21 protein-coding genes are annotated in these 16,860 nt (G+C 73.9%); 10 read left to right on the forward strand and 11 right to left on the reverse strand.

All coding sequences use genetic code 11. The annotated features are described in order from the left end of the window. Positions 1 to 3: 3 nt before the first annotated feature. Positions 4 to 909 carry a helix-turn-helix transcriptional regulator gene (locus DKT69_RS36460; protein ID WP_236648702.1) on the reverse strand — a complete coding sequence of 302 codons (906 nt, stop codon included), beginning with the start codon at positions 907 to 909 and terminating at the stop codon, positions 4 to 6. A 136-nt stretch (positions 910 to 1,045) separates the two neighbouring features. Here DKT69_RS36460 and DKT69_RS36465 point away from each other — a divergent pair, with 136 nt between their 5' ends. Then, on the forward strand, positions 1,046 to 2,737 hold the full coding sequence (locus DKT69_RS36465) for an AMP-binding protein (protein WP_109805893.1): 1,692 nt from the start codon (positions 1,046 to 1,048) through the stop codon (positions 2,735 to 2,737). After that, complete coding sequence (locus tag DKT69_RS36470) at positions 2,734 to 4,347, forward strand: AMP-binding protein (RefSeq protein WP_109805894.1); 1,614 nt, start codon at positions 2,734 to 2,736, stop codon at positions 4,345 to 4,347. The genes DKT69_RS36465 and DKT69_RS36470 overlap by 4 nt, the downstream gene beginning before the upstream one ends. 208 nt (positions 4,348 to 4,555) lie before the next feature. On the opposite strand, the gene DKT69_RS36475 is transcribed toward DKT69_RS36470, so the two are convergent. Further along, complete coding sequence (locus DKT69_RS36475) at positions 4,556 to 5,065, reverse strand: pyridoxamine 5'-phosphate oxidase family protein (RefSeq protein WP_109805895.1); 510 nt, start codon at positions 5,063 to 5,065, stop codon at positions 4,556 to 4,558. A gap of 70 nt (positions 5,066 to 5,135) precedes the next feature. On the opposite strand from DKT69_RS36475, the gene DKT69_RS36480 reads away from it, so the two are divergent. From DKT69_RS36480 to DKT69_RS38740, 3 genes are all read left to right on the forward strand, one after another. Continuing rightward, complete coding sequence (locus DKT69_RS36480) at positions 5,136 to 5,846, forward strand: suppressor of fused domain protein (protein WP_109805896.1); 711 nt, start codon at positions 5,136 to 5,138, stop codon at positions 5,844 to 5,846. Positions 5,847 to 5,934: 88 nt separating this feature from the next. Continuing rightward, positions 5,935 to 7,200 (forward strand): MFS transporter, encoded by a 1,266-nt coding sequence (locus DKT69_RS36485; protein ID WP_236648706.1) that lies wholly within the window; start codon positions 5,935 to 5,937, stop codon positions 7,198 to 7,200. 28 nt (positions 7,201 to 7,228) lie between these two features. After that, positions 7,229 to 7,372, forward strand: a complete 144-nt coding sequence (locus DKT69_RS38740; protein WP_161558021.1) for a hypothetical protein — start codon at positions 7,229 to 7,231, stop codon at positions 7,370 to 7,372. A 6-nt stretch (positions 7,373 to 7,378) separates the two neighbouring features. Here DKT69_RS38740 and DKT69_RS36490 read toward each other — a convergent pair whose 3' ends face one another. Continuing rightward, on the reverse strand, positions 7,379 to 8,446 hold the full coding sequence (locus DKT69_RS36490; RefSeq protein ID WP_109805897.1) for a Gfo/Idh/MocA family protein: 1,068 nt from the start codon (positions 8,444 to 8,446) through the stop codon (positions 7,379 to 7,381). Positions 8,447 to 8,533: 87 nt separating this feature from the next. Between DKT69_RS36490 and DKT69_RS36495 the strand changes: the two genes are divergently transcribed. Next, entirely contained in the window at positions 8,534 to 9,739 is a 1,206-nt protein-coding gene (locus DKT69_RS36495) for a lycopene cyclase family protein (protein ID WP_109805898.1), read from the forward strand. Here the strand turns inward: DKT69_RS36495 and DKT69_RS36500 are convergent. The 4 genes from DKT69_RS36500 to DKT69_RS40485 all read right to left on the reverse strand — a co-directional run bounded on the left by DKT69_RS36500 (position 9,734) and on the right by DKT69_RS40485 (position 12,078). Beyond that, positions 9,734 to 10,804, reverse strand: coding sequence for a fibronectin type III domain-containing protein (locus DKT69_RS36500; protein WP_109805899.1), 1,071 nt, complete (start codon positions 10,802 to 10,804; stop codon positions 9,734 to 9,736). The genes DKT69_RS36495 and DKT69_RS36500 overlap by 6 nt on opposite strands. 19 nt (positions 10,805 to 10,823) lie before the next feature. Beyond that, positions 10,824 to 11,129 (reverse strand): hypothetical protein, encoded by a 306-nt coding sequence (locus DKT69_RS36505; RefSeq protein WP_109805900.1) that lies wholly within the window; start codon positions 11,127 to 11,129, stop codon positions 10,824 to 10,826. A gap of 404 nt (positions 11,130 to 11,533) precedes the next feature. After that, positions 11,534 to 11,869, reverse strand: a complete 336-nt coding sequence (locus DKT69_RS40480) for a serine hydrolase (RefSeq protein ID WP_236648708.1) — start codon at positions 11,867 to 11,869, stop codon at positions 11,534 to 11,536. Next, a complete protein-coding gene (locus DKT69_RS40485; protein ID WP_236648709.1) occupies positions 11,833 to 12,078 on the reverse strand; it encodes a hypothetical protein in 246 nt (81 codons plus the stop codon). Before DKT69_RS40485 ends, DKT69_RS40480 begins: the two co-directional genes overlap by 37 nt. Before the next feature lie 47 nt (positions 12,079 to 12,125). Here DKT69_RS40485 and rnhA point away from each other — a divergent pair, with 47 nt between their 5' ends. The 3 genes from rnhA to DKT69_RS36525 all read left to right on the forward strand — a co-directional run bounded on the left by rnhA (position 12,126) and on the right by DKT69_RS36525 (position 14,125). Continuing rightward, complete coding sequence (rnhA, locus tag DKT69_RS36515) at positions 12,126 to 12,602, forward strand: ribonuclease HI (protein ID WP_109805901.1); 477 nt, start codon at positions 12,126 to 12,128, stop codon at positions 12,600 to 12,602. 84 nt (positions 12,603 to 12,686) lie between these two features. After that, positions 12,687 to 13,910, forward strand: a complete 1,224-nt coding sequence (locus tag DKT69_RS36520; RefSeq protein ID WP_236648719.1) for a cytochrome P450 — start codon at positions 12,687 to 12,689, stop codon at positions 13,908 to 13,910. Continuing rightward, positions 13,907 to 14,125, forward strand: a complete 219-nt coding sequence (locus DKT69_RS36525) for a ferredoxin (protein WP_375373594.1) — start codon at positions 13,907 to 13,909, stop codon at positions 14,123 to 14,125. The genes DKT69_RS36520 and DKT69_RS36525 overlap by 4 nt, the downstream gene beginning before the upstream one ends. 21 nt (positions 14,126 to 14,146) lie before the next feature. Here DKT69_RS36525 and DKT69_RS36530 read toward each other — a convergent pair whose 3' ends face one another. The 3 genes from DKT69_RS36530 to DKT69_RS36540 form a co-directional block, all read right to left on the reverse strand. Further along, the gene (locus DKT69_RS36530; protein ID WP_109805903.1) at positions 14,147 to 14,380 is read right to left on the reverse strand and encodes a hypothetical protein; all 234 of its coding nucleotides are present in this window, start codon (positions 14,378 to 14,380) and stop codon (positions 14,147 to 14,149) included. A 54-nt stretch (positions 14,381 to 14,434) separates the two neighbouring features. After that, complete coding sequence (locus tag DKT69_RS36535; protein ID WP_109805911.1) at positions 14,435 to 14,671, reverse strand: preprotein translocase YidC; 237 nt, start codon at positions 14,669 to 14,671, stop codon at positions 14,435 to 14,437. 108 nt (positions 14,672 to 14,779) lie between these two features. Further along, on the reverse strand, positions 14,780 to 15,658 hold the full coding sequence (locus DKT69_RS36540; protein ID WP_109805912.1) for a pentapeptide repeat-containing protein: 879 nt from the start codon (positions 15,656 to 15,658) through the stop codon (positions 14,780 to 14,782). Positions 15,659 to 15,833: 175 nt separating this feature from the next. Here DKT69_RS36540 and DKT69_RS36545 point away from each other — a divergent pair, with 175 nt between their 5' ends. After that, positions 15,834 to 16,472: a hypothetical protein gene (locus tag DKT69_RS36545; RefSeq protein WP_236648721.1), complete on the forward strand. Its 639-nt coding sequence runs from the start codon at positions 15,834 to 15,836 to the stop codon at positions 16,470 to 16,472. Between the two features lie 49 nt (positions 16,473 to 16,521). Here DKT69_RS36545 and DKT69_RS36550 read toward each other — a convergent pair. Continuing rightward, on the reverse strand, positions 16,522 to 16,860 hold a 339-nt coding region (locus DKT69_RS36550), incomplete at its 5' end, for an SSI family serine proteinase inhibitor (protein ID WP_109805913.1).

Here is a 16,860-nt window from a genome sequence, read left to right on the forward strand (position 1 = left end):
CGCCTAGGGGAGGAGGGCGGCGCGGCGGGCGGCGACCACGACCTCCAGGCGGGTGTGCGCGCCGAGCTTGCGCATCGCCGCGCGGAGATAGCTCTTCACCGTCTCCGGTCGCAGCCCGAGCTGCTCAGCCACGTCGGCGTTGGTACAGCCCAACGCCACGCAGGCCAGCACGTCGGTCTCGCGGGGCGAGAGTGGACTCGCCGGGGCGGGCGTGGCGCCCTCGGGTCGGGTCACCGCGCCGGCGAGCCGGTCGGCCACCGCGTCGAGCCGGTCCCGCAACTCCGGGTCGTCGATCCGGCGCAGCAGTCCGCGCAGCTCGGCGTGGGCCTGCCGGACCTCCTCCCAGTCCGGTCCGGCGGCACCCGGATCCAGGACCGCGTCGGGGGCGCTGCCCGCGGGTCGGGGGGCGGCCGTCCGCAGGGTGGTGAGCGCGGTCCGGGCCGCGTCCCGGTCCGTCAGCCGGCGCTCCAACTCGCGGCCGGCGTTCACGGCGGCGGCCACCAGGCGGTCGCCGAGGGCGAGCCGTTGCCGGACAGCGCCGTAGAGCACCGCGCGGACCTCCCGGCGCACCACGATCGGCACGGCGACGACCGAGCGCAGCCCTTCGGCGGCGACCGGTCCGTCGTACTCGTGGCTGATCGAGCGGGCCTCCGGGTAGTCGTCGACGCGCAGCGGCAGGCCGAGCGCGAGGGCCTTGCCGCCGAGGCCGGCGCCCGCGTTGATGGCCAGGCCCCGCAGCGCGGCGGTGCTGGTGCCGGCCAGCTCGGTGATGGTCATCCGGGGCGGCCCGCCGGGCTGGACCATGCCGCCGAAGGCCACCGGCAGGCCGGTGCCGCGCAGCAGGGTCAGCAGGGCGCGGCGGATCTGGTCGCCGTCGTCGCGCGGATACAGCGGCTCCAGCGTCCTCACCTCCCCGGGGTAGGGCGTCTTGGGGCCACCCCCGTCCGGGGGTGGTGAGACCTGCGTCACCCGATCGAGGATCAGGGTACTGCGCGCGACACCGTCCCCCCACCGCCGCGCGCCCGGTGACAGGAAGGACACCCCCATGGCCACCGCCGGCACCGACGCCTTCCGCGAAGCGCGCGACTTCCTGCTCGCGCACCGCGAGGACCACGACACCGCGTACGAGAAGTTCCGCTGGCCCCGGTTGGACGAGTTCAACTGGGCGTTGGACTGGTTCGACGTGCTCGCCGAGGGCAACGACACCACGGCACTCTGGATCGTCGAGGCCGACGGGGGAGAGGGGCGCTGGTCGTACGCGGAGCTGTCCGCCCGCTCCAACCGGGTGGCGAACTGGCTGCGGGCGCAGGGCGTACGGGCGGGCGACCGGCTGATCCTGATGCTCGGCAACCAGTTGGAGCTGTGGGAGACGATCCTCGCGGCGATCAAGCTGCGCGCCGTGATCATCCCGGCGACGCCGCTGCTCGGCCCGGCGGACCTGGCCGACCGCCTCGAACGGGGCGCCGCCCGGCACGTGGTGGTCGGCGCGGAGCACACCGGCAAGTTCGCCGAGGTGCCCGGCGACTACACCCGGGTCGCGGTCGGCGCCCCCGTCGACGGCTGGCGCGCCTACGCCGACGCGTACGACGAGTCCGAGACGTTCACGCCCGACGGGGTGACCCGGGCCGACGACCCGCTGCTGCTGTACTTCACCTCCGGCACCACCGCCCGGCCGAAGCTGGTCGAGCACACCCACGCGTCGTACCCGGTGGGGCACCTGTCCACCATGTACTGGATCGGGCTGCGTCCCGGCGACGTGCACCTGAACATCTCCTCGCCGGGCTGGGCGAAGCACGCCTGGAGCAGCGTCTTCGCGCCGTGGAACGCCGGCGCGACGGTCTTCGTCTACAACTACTCCCGCTTCGACCCGGCGGGGCTGATGGCGGCGATGGCCCGGTGCGGGGTGACCAGTTTCTGCGCCCCGCCGACGGTGTGGCGGATGCTGATCCAGGCCGACCTGACCCAGCTGCGCACCCCGCCGCGGACCGTGGTGGGCGCGGGGGAGCCGTTGAACCCGGAGGTGATCGAGCAGGTCGAGGCGGCCTGGGGGGTGACCGTCCGGGACGGGTACGGGCAGACCGAGACCACCGCGCAGATCGGCAACCCGCCCGGTACGCCGGTGAAGCCCGGCTCGATGGGGCGTCCGCTGCCCGGGTACGTGGTGACCCTGGTCGACCCGGTCACCGGCGAGCCCGGCGACGACGGCGAGGTCTGCCTGGACCTGGCGCACCGGCCGACCGCGCTGATGGTCGGCTACCACGGCGACGACGAGCTGACCGGCACCGCGATGCGCGACGGGTGCTACCACACCGGCGACATCGCCTCCCGGGACGCGGAGGGCTACCTCACCTACGTGGGGCGCACCGACGACGTGTTCAAGGCGTCGGACTACCGGATCTCGCCGTTCGAGCTGGAGAGCGTGCTGCTGGAGCACGACGCGGTGGCCGAGGCGGCGGTGGTGCCGTCACCGGACCCGGTCCGGCTGGCCGTGCCGAAGGCGTACGTGGTCCTCGCGCCCGGGTGGGAGGCGGGGGAGGAGACGGCGGCGGCGATCTTCGCGCACTCGCGGGCGCGGCTGGCGCCGTACCTGCGGGTACGGCGGCTGGAGTTCGCCGAGCTGCCGAAGACCATCTCCGGCAAGATCCGCCGGACCGAGCTGCGCGCCGCCGAGCTGGACAAGCACGCCGACGCGCAGGCGCGTCCGGCCGGCGAGTACCGCGAGGAGGACTTCCGGTGAGCCAGCCCTCGTACGCCAGCGGGACCTCCGACGCCCCGCTGCTCGGCGACACCATCGGCGCGAACCTGGCCCGCGCGGTCGAGGCGTACCCGGACCGGGAGGCGCTGGTGGACTGCCCGAGCGGCCGGCGGTGGACGTACGCCGAATTCGGCCGCGCGGTGGACGAGCTGGCCCGCGGCCTGCTCGCGGCGGGGGTCGGCAAGGGTGACCGGGTCGGCATCTGGGCGCCGAACTGTCCGGAGTGGGTGCTGGTCCAGTACGCGACCGCGGCGATCGGCGCGATCATGGTGAACATCAACCCGGCCTACCGGCGGCACGAGCTGGAGTACGTGCTGAACCAGTCCGGGGTGAGCGTGCTGGTCTCCTGGCCGAGCTATCGGAGCAGCGACTACCGGGGCATGGTCGAGCAGGTCCGGCACGCCTGTCCAGGTCTGCGGCGGGTCGTCTACATCGCGGAGTCGAGCTGGGACGACCTGGTCGGCGGCGCGGTCGCGGTGCCGGCGGAGCGGCTGGTCGAGCGGGCGGGGCAGCTGTCCTGCGACGACCCGATCAACATCCAGTACACCTCGGGCACCACCGGGTTCCCGAAGGGCGCGACGCTGTCGCACCACAACATCCTCAACAACGGCTACTTCGTCGGCGAGCTGGTCCGCTACACCGAGCAGGACCGGGTCTGCCTGCCGGTGCCGTTCTACCACTGCTTCGGCATGGTGATGGGCAACCTGGGCGCGACCAGTCACGGCGCCTGCATCGTCATCCCGGCGCCGACGTTCGACCCGGCCGCGACGCTGCGCGCGGTCGCGGCCGAGCGGGCCACCTCGCTGTACGGGGTGCCGACGATGTTCATCGCCGAGCTGGCCCTGCCCGACTTCGCGGGCTACGACCTGTCCAGCCTGCGGACCGGGATCATGGCCGGTTCGCCCTGCCCGGTGGAGGTGATGAAGCGGGTCATCGCCGAGATGAACATGGCCGAGGTGTCGATCTGCTACGGGATGACCGAGACCTCCCCGGTCTCCACGCAGACCCGGCACGACGACGACCTGGACCGGCGGACCGCCACCGTCGGCCGGGTGCTGCCGCACGTGGAGGTGAAGGTGGTCGACCCGGCCACCGGGGTGACCGTGCCCCGCGGCGAGCCGGGGGAGCTGTGCACCCGTGGGTACTCGGTGATGCTCGGCTACTGGCAGGAGCCGGAGAAGACCGCCGAGGCGATCGACCCGGCGCGCTGGATGCACACCGGTGACCTGGCGGTGATGCGCGAGGACGGCTACCTGACCATCGTCGGCCGGATCAAGGACATGATCATCCGAGGTGGGGAGAACGTCTACCCGCGCGAGATCGAGGATTTCCTCTACCGGCATCCGAAGATCTCCGACGTGCAGGTGGTCGGCGTCCCCGACGAGCGTTACGGCGAGGAGATCCTGGCCTGTGTGATCCTGCGCGACGGGCACGACACCCTGACCGTCGAGGAGGTGGCCGAGTTCTGCCGGGACCGGCTGGCCCACTACAAGATCCCCCGGTACGTCCGGGTGCTGGACGCCTTCCCCATGACGGTCAGTGGCAAGGTCCGCAAGGTGGAGCTGCGCCGCGCCGGCCTCGACGACGGCTGAGCATCTCGCGGCCGTTGGCCCTCGGTCTCGGGGCACCAGGGTTCTGCCTCCACCGCTTTGCTCTGCTGCAGCCCACGCAACAGAGGCAGGTTCCGACTGTTGCCTCCGCTGCAGCAGAGCAAAGCGGGTCACGGAGACGTTCAGGCCCGCCTGTCCGACGACTTCGATCTCGTACCCGAGCTGGTCGACGACGGGATGGAGGAGTGACTCAGGCCCGCCAGAACTGGCGGGGCGCGTACCCCTCACGGCGCAGCCAGTGCTCGGTGTAGACGATCCGCCGCGCGGCGACCACCACCAACGGGCCGGTCGGCGGCTCGTCCAGCGGCCGGGACCGCTCCACGTGGTCGGACTGCCAGCGGAACGCCGGCCAGTGGTGGTCGAAGTCCGGATCGCCCGCCGAGAGCACCCGGGCCCGTCCGAAGACCTGTGCGCCCCGGCTGCTGGCCTGCCCGACCAGCGGTGCGAAGACGCCGATGGAGACCCGCGGGTCGGCGGCGATGTTCCGCATCTTCGGGGAGCTGCCGACCGCGGTGAACATGAGCGTGAAATCGAGGTGGTGGTAGCGCACCGGAGTGGCCAGCGGCCCGTCCGGGCCGGTGGTGGCCAGCACGCACATGTTCTGCGAGGAGAGCAGGTTGAGAATGCGCTCTTCCAGCCGGTCCCGGTCGAGTCGGGCGGTGGGGGAGGGGCCGGCGAGCCAGGGATTGGTGACGGGCATGAGTGATCATGACATGCGCCTGTCCCGGCCCGGGCCTACGTGACCGGCTGCCAGGGCTAGGCTGCGCGGGATGGGATCTTCGGACGAGGCCGGGCCGCGCGGGTCGGGCGTGCTGCGGCACGCCGCCCGGGACCGTGGGTGGGAGCCGGCCGCCGCCGGTGATCCGGACACGGCCGAGGCGATCGAGCGGCACATCGCGCACCACTTCGGGCCCATCGCGTTCGTCTGGCACGAACTGGCCTCCGAGCTCGTCCACGTCGACGTGCACGTGGTCGCGCCCACTCCGGCCCGCCCGTTCCACACGCTGGTCACCTCCGGCATGAGCGACCTGCCGATGGCCGTCCCGCCAGCGGCCGGCGTCAGCCCGTACGCCGAGCTGATGCTCTGCCTGCCGGCCGACTGGCCGCTGACCGCCGAGGCATTCCGGGATGAAAGCGCGTACTGGCCGGTCCGGTTGCTGAAGACGGTCGCCCGGCTGCCGCACGAGTACGGCACCTGGATCGGCGCGTGGCACTCGGTCCCCAATGGCGACCCGGCGCAGCCGTACGCGCCGGACACCCCGTTCGCAGGCGTCGTGGTCACCCCGATGCTCCGGTGCGCGCCGGACGCGCGGACCGTCACCACCGGTGGCGGCCGGGAGATCTCGCTGCTCGCCCTGGTGCCGCTGCACCCCGCCGAGGTGCGGCTGAAGCTCACCGAGGGCACGGACGCGCTGCTTCAGGCGTTCGACCGGGTGGCGGTGAGCGAGCTGTTCGACCCGGCGCGACCGAGCAGCGTGTGAGCCCGGTCGGGCGTACGCGGGTGCTGGCCCGACTGGCCGAACACCTGCGGGACTGGCGGGTACCGCATCCCTTGCGGGTCGCCGCGCCGTGACGGGGACGACGGGGGAACGGCTCGACGGGCGCTTCGCCCGGCTCTGGGCGGCCAGCACCATGTCGGCGCTGGGCAGCGGAATGGCCACGGTGGCGGCGCCGCTGTTCGTCGCCTCGAAGACCGACGACCCGCTGACCGTGTCGGCGGCCTCGGCGGTGGCGTGGCTGCCGTGGCTGCTGTTCGCGTTGCCTGGCGGCGTCCTCGTCGACCGGGTCGACCGGCGCCGGCTGATGGTCGTCATCGACTGGGTACGCGTCGCCGCCCTGGCGGTGCTGACCGCCGCGATCATCACCGGCCGGGCCGGGGTGGCCCTGCTCTACGCGGTGCTCTTCGTGGTCAACGCCGGCGAGGTGGTGTTCCGCAGCGCCGCCCAGGCGATGCTCCCGGCCGTGGTGTCCCGGTCGTTGCTGGAACGCGCCAACGGCTGGCTGGGCGGCGGCACCACCCTGACGCAGGGCATGATCGCCGGTCCGCTCGGCGGGTTCCTGTTCGTGCTGGCGGCGAGCATCCCGTTCGGCGTCAACGCCGCCACGTACGCGCTCAGCGCGGTGCTCATCGGCCTGGTCGGCGGGTCGTACCGGGGCGCGCCTCCGACGGGTGGCCGCCGCTCGGTCCGGGCGGAGGTGGTGGAGGGTTTCCGCTGGCTGCTGTCGCAGCGGCTGCTGCGCACCATGACCTTCCTGATCGGGCTGCTCAACGTCACCCTCACCGCCGCCATCGCGGTGCTGGTGCTGATCGCCACGCAGCGGCTGGGCCTCGGCTCGGTCGGCTACGGCGTGCTCTTCACCTGCATGGCGGTCGGTGGGCTGCTCGGTTCGGTGGTCGGCGACCGGCTGGTCGCCCGGATCACCGCCACCTGGACCATCCGGATCGGCCTGCTGATCGAGGCCGGCCTGCACCTGGCCCTGGCGGCGTCCCGCAGCGCGGTGGTGATCGCGGTCGCGCTGTTCGCGTTCGGGGTGCACGGCGCGCTGTGGAACATGGTGTCGAACTCGCTGCGCCAGCGGTTGACCCCGGCCGCGCTGCAGGGTCGGGTGGGCAGCACCACCCTGTTCATCGCCGCCGGCGGCAACTGCCTGGGCGCGCTGCTCGGCGGGGTGGTCGCCACCCGGTTCGGCCTGACCGCGCCGTACTGGGTGGGGTTCGTGGTCGCCGTCGCGGTGACCGCGGTGACCTGGCGGGTCTTCGACCGGTCGACGGTCGCCGCCGCGTACGCCGACCCGGCGCCCGCGCCGGACGACCGCCCGGCGACCGTCGCCTAGGGTGGAGCCGACCGAAGGAGGATCGCCCGTGCTGTCGCTCGCCGTGCCGCCGCTGTGCTCGCTCTACCTGGACCGGCTGGAGCTCACCGTCGGCAGGCGGCAGGTGGCCTCGCGGATAGCGGCCTTCCGCGAGGAGGTCGAGCGGCGGGTGCCCCGGGCGTTCCCGCATTGACCTCGGTCAGGCGAGCGGTGGGACGGGCAGCACCGCACCCTCGGCGGCGGAGCGGTGCGCCAGTTCGATCAGCGTGACGGTGGCGACCGCGTCGCGCGGGTCGACCGGCATCGGCGCGCCGTCGCGCAGCGCCGCCGCGACCTGGGCGTAGAAGTCCTGGTAGCGGCCGGGCTCGGTGGGCACCGGGTGCAGCTCACCGTCGACGCCGAGCCGGCCGTACTGCTCGGGCGGGACCTCGCCCCAGCCCGGCGCGTCCGGTCGGCCCCCGTCGCGCAGCGCCGCCTCCTGCACGTCCAGCCCGTACGTGGTGTAGCCGGCGCGGTCGCCGAGGACCCGCATCCGCGCGCCGAGCTGCGGGGTGACCGCGCTCATCCACAGGTGCGAGCGGACGCCGCCGGCGTGGGTCAACGCCACGAACGCGTCGTCGTCGACCTCGGCGCCGGGCCGCCGCCGGTCCACCTCCGCGTACACGTGCTGCACCGGGCCGAAGAGCTGCACGGCCTGGTCGACCAGGTGGGCGCCGAGGTCGAACAGGGCGCCGCCGGCCTCCCCGGGCGCGGCGCTCTCCCGCCAGCCCGGCTTGATGGCCGGCCGCCAGCGTTCGAACCGCGACTCGAAGCGGGTCACCCGCCCCAGCTCGCCCTTTTCGACGAGGCTGCGGACGGTCAGGAAGTCCCCGTCCCAGCGGCGGTTCTGGAACACGGTCAGCGGCACCCCGCGGCGGGCCGCCTCGTCGACCAGCGCGCGGCTCTCCTCGACGCTCGGCGCGAGCGGCTTGTCCACCACGACCGGCAGCCCGGCCGCCAGCGCCGCGCGGGCCATCGGGGCGTGCTGCCGGTTCGGTGTCGCCACCACGACCAGGTCGAGCTGGTCCGCGGCGCGCCACAACTGGTCGGCGTCGTCGACGAGCCGGGCGTCGGGATGCTCCTGGCGGGCCTGCTCCCGGCGCTCCGGGTTGGCCGTGACGATGGCGTCCAGCCGCAGCCCGGGGGTCGCGGCGATCAGCGGGGCGTGGAAGACCCGCCCGGCGATCCCGTACCCCAGCAACCCCACCCGCAGTGGCGCCTGCGCCATGCCGTCCCCCGTTCCTCGATGACCCCCCGAATCTACGCGCAGCCCCATGCTCCGGGCGGCGGGTCCCCCGGCGGACGGCGGCCGGACGTGTGGCAGCGTGGCGGGGTGGACGCAACCCCGGTCGACGTCGACCTCGCGCTGGTGGGCGGCGGCGGCGCGGCCTCGCTGGTGCTGGCCGCCCTGGATCGGCGCGGGCTGTCCGGGCTGCGGGTGGCCGTGGTCGACCCGGTGCACAAGCGGGGTCAGGACCGCACGTGGGCGTTCTGGGACACCCCCGGCAACGACCTCGACCCGCTGCTCAGCGCGAGCTGGTCGCGGGTCGACGTGGTCACGTCGGCCGGCCGCCGCGTCCTGGAGTTGGCCCCGCTGCGGTACGCCATGCTCCGCTCCGCCCCGGTCTACGACCGGGCTGCCGAGGCCGAACGCCGCCTCGGCGCGATCCGGATCGGCGCGGCGGCCGGCGCCCTCGACGACGACGGTCACCGGGTCACGGTCCGCGACCCCGACGGCCGGGCGCTGGTCCGGGCCGCCTGGGTGCTCGACTCGCGCCCCCGCCCGCCTCGGCGGCCCGGGCGGACGAACTGGTTGCAGCACTTCCGTGGCTGGTGGCTGGCGGCCGACGCGCCGACGTTCGACCCCGACCGGGCGGTGCTGATGGACTTCCGCACCCCGCAGCCCGCCCGGGGGGTCTCGTTCGGCTACGTGCTGCCGGTCAGCGACCGGTACGCCCTGGTCGAGTACACCGAGTTCTCACCCGCCCCGCTCGCCGACTCCGGGTACGACGCCGCGCTGCGCGGCTACCTCGACCGGCTCGGCCTCGACCCGGCGGCGCTGCGGGTCCGGGAGGTGGAGAACGGGGTGATTCCGATGACCGACGGCCCGTTCGTCGCCCGCCCGTCGGCCCGGGTGGTCCGCCTCGGCACTGCCGGGGGCGCCACCCGCCCCTCCACCGGGTTCACCTTCTCCGCCATGCGCCGCCAGGCCGAGCAGGTGGCCGCGGCGCTCGCGGCGGGTCGGCCGCCGGTGCCGCGGGCCGCGTACCCCCGGCGGCACCTGTGGATGGACGCGGTGGCGCTGCGCGCCCTGGACCGGGGGCACGTCGGCGGGGTGGAGTTCTTCGACCGGCTCTTCGACCGCAACCCGGCCGAGCGGGTGCTGCGCTTCCTCGACGGGGTCACCTCCCCGGCGGAGGATCTGGCGGTGATGCGGTCCAGCCCGCTGCTGCCGATGACCGGCGCGGTGCTCGGCGACGCCGTCGGCCGGCTCCGCGCCCGGATCCGCCGCCCCTCATGAGGTCATGTCCAGCAGCAACAGCGGGGCGGTGCTGGACTCGCGGCTGCCGTAGCTGCTCGCTGAGGCGCCGGTTGAGGTCAGACCGACGGTGAACGTGCCGTTCCCACTGACCAGGGGCGTGACGTCGAGGGTGACCCAGGTGCCGGTTGTGGTCCGACCGGTGGCGGCGATCGAGGTGTTGTCGATCGGGGGGGCGTTGTTCCAGCTCGTCAACGTCTCCGACCACGTCGAGTCCGCGACCGGGCGGACGACGAATCCGGTGGACGAACCGGCCGCGACCCAGATCTTCAGGCGCGCTCGCAGCACCACGCCGGTCTGCCCGGACACCGTGAACTTCAGATTGGCGTTCGTGACCGGATCTCCGTCGACCCGCAGGACCGTGGTGCTCCCATATCTGCTCGTGGGACTGGACTCCTTGACGTAGGTGTCCGCCACCGCCAGGACCGGCGTGGCGGCTGGCGTGGTGACCATGGCCGGCGCGCTCAGGCCTGAGGAGTTTCCGGCCGCGTCGGAGGCGGAGACCAGGTACGTGTAGGAAGTCTCCGAGAGGGCCGTGGTGTCGGTGAAGGTCACGCCCGTCGCGGTTCCGAGGGCCGTGCCGTTTCGGTACACCGTGTAAGCGGCCACGCCGACGTCGTCCGTCGCGGGCGCCCACGACAGCTCGACCCGGTTGGGTCCGGTGACCGAAGCCCGCAGGTTGGTGGGCACCGTCGGTGGGCTGGAGTCGGCGGCGGTGACCGTCACCTGGTTACTCGGGCCGGAGAAGTTCCCCGCAAAGTCGGCAGCCGTAACCAGGTACGTGTGTGACGTGCCGGTGGTGCCGACCGTGTAGTCGGTGAACGTCTGGTCCGGCCAGATCCCCGCCAGGAGGCTTCCGTCGCGGAACACCCGGTACTGCGCGACCCCGACGTTGTCGGTCGACGCGTCCCAGGCGAGGCTGACCGCGCCGGGCTCCACGAGGGTGACCCTCAGGTCGGCCGGGGCCGACGGTGCCACCGTGTCGCGCACCGCGGTGACCACGTTGGATTCGGCGCCGGCGTTTGCCGCCGCGTCGAACGCTCGCACGCTCCAGAGGACCAGCGGCTTACCGCGTACGCCGCCGACCGTTTCCTTGATCTGCGCGGCGGTGAGCCGTCGACGGCCGGGCGTCCGGCGACCGGACGGTCCGGCGGAGCAGGCGGCCCATCCGCTCGGGTACCGGTAGCGCGGTCAGCGCCCGGGCGGCGAGCACCACGACGGGCGCCGCTGCGGGCAGCAGGTACTGGAAACCCTTGACGGGCCACAGTTGGAAGAACACCACCGGGGCGGCGATCCACGACACCAGCAGCGTCTCCCGCCAGGAGCGCCGCCTGCGCAGCCACCACAGGCCGCCGATGGCCGCGGCCAACACCAGAAGGCACGTCGGGCAGACGCCATTTCATTCAACGGCGTACGGCATTATCATGGGAGCGATCGGATCAGCGGGCCGACGTGTTGCCCGCTGTGTTCACTGATTGCCACGGTCGGGGAATTGTTTCAGCCGAGCCCCGGGTGGCCGTTCGGTTGAAGACCGGCCTCCGGAAAGCGTTGTCGTCGTCCACCGGGTAACCCGAACATGTGCACCGAATGATGCGGTGCGCCGGCCGGTCCGCCGCGGGCTCCGATGTCCGAGCGGACCATTGAGGACCGGGCTGCTCGGCATCGTCCAGTATCCAATCTTCACGGCGCAGCCACCACACCGGACAAAGCCCGGCACTCCTCGGCATCGGGCCATCCACGTCCGCGTCCACTCAGGGCGATCCGGCAACCACCGCGTCACGGATGAGGGCCCGCAAGCCCTCCACCGGGTCCCGTCGCCTGCGCCGGGTCGGCGGCCACCGTCAGGCCCAGCTCCGGGTACGTGAAGGCGAGGCTGCCGCCGCTGCCGGCGGTGCCGAACGACCGGTCGTCCTCGACCGCGTACCCCAGTCCGAAGGTCAGCTCCTGCCCGAACACCCACTCGGTGCCGCAAGCCGCCACCGCCGACACGTGGCGCAGCCGCTCCGGCGAGATCAGCCGTGCGCCGTCGACCGGGCCGAGCAGCGCCGCGTACATCCGGGCCACCGCCCGGGCGGTCATCGTGCCGACCGCCGGCACGTCGGCGCGCAGCACGTCGGGGTCGGCGCCGATCGTCGCGCCCGCCGGATCACGGCGCGGCCGGGCCGGGCGCCGGGCCGGACGGCGGGCGGGGCCACCGCGTCGAAGTTCGGGAGGTTCGCGCCGGCGTACTCCACCAGCGCGGCCGGGCCGGCGTCCTCCAGCCGGGCCAGCCGGTCGAGGTCCGCCGCCGGCGCCGCGAGGAACAGCTCCCCGGTCACCACGCGGGTCGGGTGGTCCCGCCGGCTGGCGTACCCGGTAGGTTGCCGGCATGGTGGAGGCGGTGGCCGGCAGGGTCGTGGAGATCTGGACCGACGGGGCGTGCAGCGGCAATCCCGGCCCCGGTGGCTGGGGGGCGCTGCTGCGCTGGGGCGACCACGAGCGGGAGCTGTGCGGCGGCGAGGCGACGCCGACCACCAACAACCGGATGGAGCTGACCGCGGCGATCCGGGCGCTGGAGAGCCTGACCCGACCGGTCACCGTCCGGCTGCACACCGACAGCACGTACGTGCGCAACGGCATCACCGGCTGGCTGGCCTCGTGGAAGCGCAACGGTTGGCTGACCGCCGCGAAGCAGCCGGTGAAGAACGCCGACCTGTGGCAGCGGCTGGAGGCTGCCTGCGCCCGGCACGACGTGACCTGGCTCTGGGTGAAGGGGCACAACGGTCACCCGGAGAACGAGCGGGCCGACGCGCTGGCCAACCGGGGCATGACCGAGGCCCGGGCGGAGGCGGCCGCCATCCGGTGAGGCGGCGGGTTGTGTCGAAGCCCGTCAATGGGTAACGTAGCGGATCGATGTCGTTACCGACAGTCGCCGCCCGGAGGTGTCCGCGTGACCCCTGCCGCCCTGACCGACCTGCCGCTCTGGCCACCGCTCAACCTGACCCGCGACCCGCTCGTCCCGCTGGACGCGGGGGAGCGGCGCCGCTTCGTCGGGCCGGTCACCCGGGTCCGGCTGCCCACCGACGCGACCGCCTGGCTGGTGACCCGGCACGCCGACGTCCGGCAACTGCTGCGCCATCCGGGCTTCAGCGCCGACCTCACCCGGCCCGGTTTCCCGCTGCTGCGCCGGCTGGCCCCCGGGGCGCTCGGCGACCGGCGCGGCGGCTTCATCCGGATGGACGGGGCGGAGCACGCCCGGCTGCGCCGGATGCTCACCGCCGAGTTCATGATCAAGAACGTCCGGCGGATCGAGCCGCTGATCCGGCAGACCGTCGACCGGACCCTCGACGACCTGCGCGACGCCGGCCCGCCGGCCGACCTGGTGACGACGTTCGCGCTGCCGCTGCCGTCGATGGTGATCTGCCACCTGCTCGGCGTCCCGTACGCCGACCACGACTTCTTCCAGGAGCGCAGCCGCACCCTGATCGACCGGGACGCACCGCCCGAGCGGGTCCGGCGGCACGTGCAGGAGCTGCGCGACTACCTGCAACGGCTGGTCGAGGCGAAGGTCGCCGCCGGTGACCGCACCGACGACCTGCTCAGCCGGTTGGCCCGGGACCGGGTCGACACCGGCGAGCTGGCCGTCGACGAACTCGTCGGCATGGCGGTGCTGCTGCTCATCGCCGGCCACGAGACGACCGCCAACATGATCGGGCTGAGCACCCTGCTGCTGCTGCGCCACCCCGCCCGGTACGCGGCCCTGCGCGACGATCCGGGGAACGCCGACGCGCTGGTGGAGGAGCTGCTCCGCTACCTGACTATCGTGCGGACCGGCCTGCCCCGGCTGGCCACCGAGGACGTGGAGATCGGCGGGCAGCTCATCCGGGCCGGCGAGGGGGTGATCGCGGTGCTGTCGACCGCGAACCGCGACCCGGCGGTCTTCGACCGGCCCGAGGAGTTCGACCCGTACCGGGCGGCGCAGCAGCAGCTCGCGTTCGGCTTCGGGGTGCACCAGTGCATCGGCCAGCCCCTGGCCCGAGCGGAGCTGCGGATCGCGCTGGTCGAACTGGCCCGCCGCTTTCCCCGGCTGCGCGTCACCGCGACGGCGGGGCGACTGCCCACCCGGCACAGCTCGATCGTCTACGGCCTCGGCGAGCTGCCGGTGACCTGGTGACCGGGGGCGGCGCACCGATGCGGCTGCGGGTACGGGTGGACCGCGACCGCTGCTGCGGCTCCGGCAACTGCGTGCTGACCGCGCCGGAGGTCTTCGACCAGGACGACGCCGACGGGTTGGTCCTGCTCCGGTTCACCGCGCCGCCGCCGGAGGTGGGCGAGCGGGTCCGGCGGGCGGCCGACCTCTGCCCGGCCGGCGCGATCAGCCTCGACTGACGGCCCCGGCCGGCCGCCGGGTCACTCCTCGGGATTGGGAAGCTCGCCGGTGCCCGAGACGGCGTCGACGTCATAGCCGGCCCGGCTGGTCTCCCGAGCGGGTCGCGCCTCCTCGGCCGGGAGGTCGGCGAAGTCGTCGCCGGTGTCGTCGGTGGTGCGCAGGGAGTCGCCCGGTGGTCGCAGCGACGCCTCGTACGCGGTCGCGCCGTCGGGTTCGTCGGTCGCCGCGCGGCCGAAGGAATTCTCACTCGTCATTGTCGCCCTCCTGCCCGCGTCCGGCGACGGCAAACGTCGTCCGCTTGGGCCCGGTCAGCGGGTCGCGTCGGGGTGCCCGGGCATGCTGGAGCCGCCCGAGCTGCTGCCCGAGGCGCCGCCGGCCACCCCGGAGCCGTCGTCCTCGGTGACCAGGTCCGGCTTCGGTGCGCCGTCCTCCGGCGCCGGGACGTCGGTGTCCGCCCCCACCTGGACCAACCGGGCCTGACCGGCCTCGTCCTCGGCGTGCGCCGGATCGACCGGTTGCTTGCCCTGCCGTGCCCGATATCCCACGGTCGCCTCCCTGGTGCCGCCGGCCGCCGACGTGGTCATGACGGCGGCAGTTCCGGCTACCCGACGGCACCGCCGCGAAACGTCACCGCCCGTGGCTGCGGTATCGGGTCAGCGCCGGCGGCGCGTGTCCGGGCGTCCGGTCCGGGGGCGGGTCGGCGTCACCGTGAGCGACCAGTGCGCGGGGCGGCGCAGCGCCGCCGGCAGCGCGGTGCGGTGATCGCCGCGGGCCGCGTCGAGCTGCGACTGGTGCAGGAAGAGGCAGCGGCTCAGGTCGGCCCCGCGCAGGTCGGCCCCGCGCAGGTCCGCGCCGGTCAGGTCGGCCGCGCCGAGGTCCACGCCGCGCAGGTCGGCGCCGATCAGGCAGGCGCCGCGCAGGCTCGCCCCGGCCAGGTCCGCCCGGCGCAGGTCCACCCCGATCAGCACCGCCCCGCGCCGGTCCGCGCCCGCGTGGCCGGCGCGGGCCCGCTCGCCGGCCCGGGAGAGCAGCGCGTTGACCCGACCCCGGTGGGCGTCGACGTCGAGGGCGCGCAGTTCCTCCGGGGTGCCGTCGGTGAGCCGCTCCGTCTCCGCCAGCGCCCGGGTGAGGTCGTCGCGCAGCGGACCGGGCGGGGTCAGGGCCAGCGCCTCGGTCAGATACCAGAGCAGTTCGTGCAGCGGTCGCATCACCGCGAACGTGTCGAACATCCGGCGCGCGGTCGCCGGGTCGGTCCGCCAGTCCCGCCCGCCGAAGGTGACCTGGGCGACCTGCTGGCCGGCGCCGAAGCAGTCGAACACCGTGCAGCCGGGGAAGCCGCGCTGGCGCAGGTCGGGGTGGATGCCGCAGCGGGAGTCCGGCCCCAGGTTCGGGCAGGGCTGCCCGGCGGGCTTGTCGAGCGCGAAGTCGGCGGAGGCGGCGAAGGCCGGCGCGACGCAACAGATGCCGAAGCAGCGCGCGCAGTCGGCGCGCAGCTCCCGCCCGGCGGTCGCCGACGACTGCTGTTGCGCGATGTCCGACACGCTGAACCGATCTCCCGCTGCTCCGAGTTGCTGAGGGTGCGCGCGGCGAGGGGGCCGCGACCGGACCCATTCTCCGCCCACCGGCCGGTCGCGGTCCCGGCGGCCCGGGCACCAGGACCGGTCGTGGCCTCCGTTCGCCCACGCCGTCGCCCCGGATCTTCGTATCGTGACCGTAACCGGCACGAAGGGCGGCGGAATGAACGAGCAGGCACGGGAGCAGGCGCTGCTCACCGCCCTGACCACCGAGCACTTCGTGCTGCAGACCTCTCGCGGCGCCACGATCGCCGAGTCGGTCGGCCGGGCCACGGTGTTCCTGACCATGCTCTCCGCCGCGCTGATCGGACTGGGTTTCGTCTCGTCCAGCGGGCAGTTGCTCAAGCCGTACCTCGGCGCGGTGGTGCCGACCCTGGTGATCACCGGTCTGTTCACCTTCGGCCGGCTGGTGCAGAACATGGTGGAGAACTCGCTGGATCTCCAGCGCATCCAGCGCATCCGCGCCTACTACCAGCGGCAGTTCGCCGGCGGGCACGACTTCTTCGCCGACGCGGTCCTCGGTGGGGACCCGCAGCGCGCCGTCTGGGCGGCGGTCGGCACCCGGCCGGGCCGCTGGCATCTGCTGCTCACCACGGCAGCGATGGTCGGTGCCGTCAACGCGCTCCTGATCGGGTTGGGCGCCACCCTGTTGACCCGGGTGACGGGTGGTTCACCGACGGTGGCCGTCGCGGTCGGGGTGGCCGTGGCGCTGGTGGCCTTCGCCGCGCAGGTCGCGTACATCCAGCGGGCCTCCATCTCGCTGATCAGGTGAGCACCGGACAGTAGGCGGCGCCCGCGCGGGCGCGGGCGCCGCGTACCGGTCAGAAGTCGAAGAGCGCACCGGTGCCGCGCCGCAGCGCGCACCGGTTGTCGAAGGTCTGGGCGTACGCCACCGGGCGGTCCTGCCAGAAGCCGACGGCGCGCACGGTGAGCGGGGCGTGTTCCCGGGTGCACGGCCCCGGGTCCACGTCCAGCGCGGCGAGGTCGCCGTCGACCCGCGCCACGAGGCGGCAGGCGGTCGTCGGGTCCGGGTGCAGGCCGCCGGCCGGGCCGCAGACCAGCACGGTGGCCCGGGACCTGGCGGTCCCCGAGTCGACGGTCAGCAGCAGCACCGAGGGCGTCTCGGGGCCGGGGCGGGGAGCCGCGCCGGCCCCGAGACG

This window comes from Micromonospora sicca, assembly GCF_003172935.1.
GTDB classification, from domain to species: Bacteria; Actinomycetota; Actinomycetes; order Mycobacteriales; family Micromonosporaceae; genus Micromonospora; species Micromonospora sicca.